This is a genomic window from Mesorhizobium sp. M7A.F.Ca.AU.002.02.1.1 (assembly GCF_003998535.1).
In the GTDB taxonomy this organism is placed as follows: domain Bacteria; phylum Pseudomonadota; class Alphaproteobacteria; order Rhizobiales; family Rhizobiaceae; genus Mesorhizobium; species Mesorhizobium ciceri.
This window is the reverse complement of the sequence record NZ_RZPB01000581.1, coordinates 1-3,793: the sequence shown is the minus strand read 5'-3', so window position 1 is coordinate 3,793 and position 3,793 is coordinate 1. Positions and strand designations below refer to the sequence as shown.

The window sequence follows — 3,793 nt, the reverse complement described above, 5'->3', positions numbered from 1 at the left end:
AAGGAAGTCTGCGCACCGGCATTGTTTGCCGATTCCGGTCCGGCGACGCCTTCGATGGCGCCCTTGCCGAACTCCTTCGGGTTTTTCGAGACGCGTTTTTCGACCGTGTAGGAGGCAAAGGCTGCCAGGATCGCGCCGCCTCCCGGCAGGATGCCGAGCGCTGAACCGATGATCGTTCCGCGCACGATGGGCGCTGCCATGCGCCGAAAGTCCTCGCGGGTCGGCATAAGGCCGGTGACCTTGCGGATCATCACGGAGCGCTCATCCTCGTTTTCGAGGTTGCGCAGGATCTCGGCGATGCCAAAGACACCGACCGCCACCGCAACGAAATTCAACCCGTCGGCATATTCCCGGATTCCAAGCGTGAAGCGCGGCGTGCCGGTGTAAATGTCGGTGCCGACAACGCCGAGCAGCAGGCCGAGCACGACCATGGCCAGCGCCTTGACGATCGAGCCGTGGGCGAGCGCGACGGACGAAACCAGGCCGACGATCATCAGCGAAAAATACTCGGCCGCGCCGAATTTCAGCGCGATCGCCGTCAGCGGCGGGGCAAAGATGGCGACGAGGAACGTCGAAACGGTGCCGGCAAAGAACGAGCCGATGGCCGCGATCGCGAGGGCCGCCCCGGCGCGGCCGTTCCTGGCCATCTGGTAGCCGTCGATCGCGGTGACGGCGGACGAGGATTCGCCGGGCATGTTGATGAGAATGGCGGTGGTCGAGCCGCCATATTGCGCACCGTAATAGATGCCGGCGAGCATGATGAGGGAGGAAACCGGGTCGCCGATCTGGAAGGTGATGGGCAAAAGCATGGCGATGGTCGCGGTGGCGCCGATGCCGGGCAGGACGCCGATCAGCGTGCCGAGAAGGACGCCGATCAGGCAGAAACCGAGGTTGGTCAGCGACGTCGCCGTCGAAAAGCCGAGCGCAAGGTTGTCGAGCAGATCCATGCTCATCGCCTTACGACACCAACCACGGGGCCAGCCACGGGCCGAAGCGGCGGAACGGCAGGCCGAGCGCGTAGCTGAAGACAAGGAATGCAAACAATGTCAGGCCGGCCGACAGCACGAGCGCGGTCAACGGCTTCATGCAGCGGCTGGCAAACGACGCGATCAGCGCCGTCAGGAAGATCGACGGGATGAATCCGAGGCCGCGCACCGTCAGGCCGAAGAAGATCGGAGCAGGCAGGATGAGCAGCATGCCGCGCCACGCAATATGCCCGACCGCTTCGCCCTCGACGCGTACAGCCTGGACGAGAATGACGGCGCCAAGCAGGACCAGCACGATCGCCAGGACCAGCGGAAAATAGCCTGGCCCCATGCGCAACGCGGTGCCGATTTCGAGGCCGAGCGATTGCAGCGCGAACCATGCGCCGAAACCGATGAACAGGGCGGCGCACAGGCCGTTGGCCCTGTCGATCGCGAAAGGTTTCATGATGGTTCTCCCAAGCCGCGGTGCGTAGCGGATGCCGAGCGAACAGGGGCGCCGGTGGCGCCCCTGTTCAAACCTCAGTCGGCATACTGGCCGGCGGCTTCGATGATCGGCTTCCAGCGCGCGATCTCACTTTCCAGCTTGGCCTTCAGTGCGGCGGGCGTCGCATCGGCCTCGGGCGATGGCTTGGTGCCGAGTTCGGCGAAGCGGGCCGCGACGTTCTGGTCCTTCAGCGCGACCTGAAGCGATTTCGACAGGCGTTCGGTGATCCCGGCCGGTGTGCCCTTGGGTGCATAGAGACCGTGCCAGATGCCGACCTGCACTTCGGGAAGGCCGCCTTCCACCGTCGTCGGGACGTCTTTCAGCACATCGAGGCGCTCCGGCGAGGTGACGGCATAGGCCTTGATGGTGCCGCCCTGGATCTGCTTGGTGGTGTTGGTCGTCTGGTCGCACATGATGTCGACCTGACCGCCGAGGAGATCGGTCATGGCCGGGCCGGTGCCCTTGTAGGGCACGGTGACCAGCGGCGTCTTGATGGCGCTCATGAACAGCATGCCGCACAGATGCGAGGCCGCACCGATGCCGGCATTGGCGACGGTTATGGAATCCTTGTTGGCCTTGGCGTACTCCACCAACCCCTTGAGATCGGTCGGCTCCAGGTCCTTGCGGCCGACGATGGTCATCGGCACCTCGGTGACGAGGCCGACATATTCGAAGGCGTTCAGCGTGTCGTAGGCGAGCTTTCTGTACAGCGTCGCACTTGTCGCCATGCCGATATGATGGAGCAGCAGCGTATAGCCGTCAGGCTCGGCGTTGGCGACGCGGCCGGCACCCAGCGTTCCGCCGGCGCCGCCGACATTCTCGACGATGACCTGCTGGCCGAGATCCTTCGACATCGCTTCGGCGACGAGGCGCGTGACCGTGTCGGTCGGACCGCCGGCGGCAAACGGTACCACAACGGTGATGGTTCGTTCAGGATAGGTCTGCGCGCTGGCCGCGAACCCATAAAGCGTGACGGCCGCGGCAGCAGCCAGAGCGGCGACAAATCTTCTCATCGTGATCTCCTCCCGGGATATGAATCTCCAACGCCGCGCGGATCTCCTCTCAACACCGGCTGCGCATGAAGCAACAACTAGGGCAAGCTAGCAAATAGCAACTGGGCGGCAAACTGCCGATATCCGCAAACATCCGCACTCGATGGGTGGATAATGTCGGAGGGTGATCGCCACCCTAGTAGCCGTAGCCGCGCGCCATCGCCGCGGCGAAGACCGGGATGAGCAGGAAGATGAAAGCTTCGGCGCGGATATAGGTCTTCACGGACGCAAGTTCGGTCGCCGGCACCTGGAACGAGGCATTGCCGCTCGCCTGCCTGTTCCAGGATATGAAGCGGACGGTCGGGATGATCGACAGCAGGCCGACAGCGCCGAACGCCGCTATCTTGGCCCAGAACACCCAGTTGTAGACGTAGAATTCCCAGCCCTTGAGGCCATAGAAGACGCGGCCGATGCCGACGACGATGATCAGCGCGGCGATGACGCCGTAATGGCGGTCGATGCCGGCGAGCCTCTTGAGCGTCGCAGCACCCAGATCGCCGCGGATCAGGACGAATTCGGCGCCGATGATCCCCGCCAGCGAAAACACCAGCAGATGATGGAAGATCGCAAGCACAAGATCGGTGGTATCCATGCTCTTTTCCCTGGGTTTGACGCCACCAATGCGCGCCTGAAAAAAGGTCGCGCTGGCGGGTGTTGAATCAGCCTGCGGTGAAAAATAACATCGTCGCGCAAAATTCCCATAGCGGCGCCTGGATGATGGGCCGTGTTGCCCTGGCCCCTTGCGCAGCACCGGCGATTTGCTAAGCGCTGGCGATCCGTGCGAGGCAGATCCCATGAACAATCCGCAAGCGACCAGTGCTCCTGTCATCGAAACGAAGCGAACCATCCTGCGGGCACACCGCCTGGATGATTTCGACACCTATGCCGCGATGTGGACCGATCCCGTCGTCACCCGCTTCATCGGCGGCAAGCCGCGCACGCGCGAAGAAAGCTGGATGCGCTTCCTGCGTCACGCCGGCCTGTGGTCGTTGCTTGGCTATGGCTTCTGGGCGATCGAGGAGAAGGCGACCGGGCGCTTCATCGGCGAGGCCGGGTTTCACGATCTGAAGCGCGACATGGAACCATCGATCGAAGGCATTCCCGAGGCCGGGTGGGCGCTGGTTCCGGCCGTGCACGGGGCGGGCTTCGCCACCGAGGTGGTTGGCCGCGTCCTGGCATGGGGCGAAGTGATTTTCGGGCGCGAGAAGACCGTCTGTATCATCGATCCGGAAAATGGCGCTTCGCTGAGGGTGGCTGCCAAGTGCGGTTAC

Annotated in this window: 5 protein-coding genes; 1 reads left to right on the top strand and 4 read right to left on the bottom strand. The window is 63.5% G+C overall.

Annotation, left to right across the window (positions count from 1 at the left end; all coding sequences use genetic code 11):
• The 4 genes from EN879_RS27175 to EN879_RS27160 form a co-directional block, all read right to left on the bottom strand.
• A partial coding sequence (locus EN879_RS27175; protein ID WP_206521014.1) for a tripartite tricarboxylate transporter permease occupies window positions 1–947 on the bottom strand: 947 nt, incomplete at its 3' end.
• A 10-nt stretch (window positions 948–957) separates the two neighbouring features.
• Window positions 958–1,431, bottom strand: coding sequence for a tripartite tricarboxylate transporter TctB family protein (locus tag EN879_RS27170; protein ID WP_063169000.1), 474 nt, complete (start codon window positions 1,429–1,431; stop codon window positions 958–960).
• A gap of 74 nt (window positions 1,432–1,505) precedes the next feature.
• Complete coding sequence (locus EN879_RS27165; protein WP_063168999.1) at window positions 1,506–2,483, bottom strand: tripartite tricarboxylate transporter substrate-binding protein; 978 nt, start codon at window positions 2,481–2,483, stop codon at window positions 1,506–1,508.
• Window positions 2,484–2,658: 175 nt separating this feature from the next.
• Window positions 2,659–3,114, bottom strand: a complete 456-nt coding sequence (locus tag EN879_RS27160; protein ID WP_024502811.1) for a DUF2214 family protein — start codon at window positions 3,112–3,114, stop codon at window positions 2,659–2,661.
• A 202-nt stretch (window positions 3,115–3,316) separates the two neighbouring features.
• Between EN879_RS27160 and EN879_RS27155 the strand changes: the two genes are divergently transcribed.
• On the top strand, window positions 3,317–3,793 hold a 477-nt coding region (locus EN879_RS27155), incomplete at its 3' end, for a GNAT family N-acetyltransferase (protein WP_164774600.1).